1 protein-coding gene is annotated in these 505 nt (G+C 46.9%); it reads right to left on the bottom strand.

The annotated features are described in order from the left end of the window. Nucleotides 1–505: WD40 repeat domain-containing protein (locus ACM0OW_RS25775; protein ID WP_414553561.1), on the bottom strand; the 505-nt coding region annotated here is incomplete at both ends.

Raw genomic sequence — 505 nt, 5'->3', positions numbered from 1 at the left:
ACTACCAGAAGCCAAAGTCTTGCCGTCGGGGCTAAAACTGACGCTATTGACCTCGTTAGTATGCCCGGAGAAGGTGCGAATTTCCTTGCCTGTGTTTAGATTCCACAGTTTAATAGTCTTGTCCTGACTACCAGAAGCCAAAGTCTTGCCGTCGGGGCTAAAACTGACGCTATTGACCTCGTTAGTATGCCCGGAGAAGGTGCGAATTTCCTTGCCTGTGTTTAGATTCCACAGTTTAATAGTCTTGTCCTGACTACCAGAAGCCAAAGTCTTGCCGTCGGGGCTAAAACTGACGCTATTGACCTCGTTAGTATGCCCGGAGAAGGTGCGAATTTCCTTGCCTGTGTTTAGATTCCACAGTTTAATAGTCTTGTCCTGACTACCAGAAACTAAAGTCTTGCTGTCGGGACTAAAACTGACGCTCCAGACAGAGTTAGTATGCCCGGAGAAGGTGCGAATTTCCTTGCCTGTGTTTAGATTCCACAGTTTAATAGTCTTGTCCTGA

The organism is Anabaena sp. CCY 0017, assembly GCF_963920885.1.
GTDB lineage: Bacteria > Cyanobacteriota > Cyanobacteriia > Cyanobacteriales > Nostocaceae > Nodularia.
This window is presented reverse-complemented; position numbering and strand designations above follow the sequence as displayed.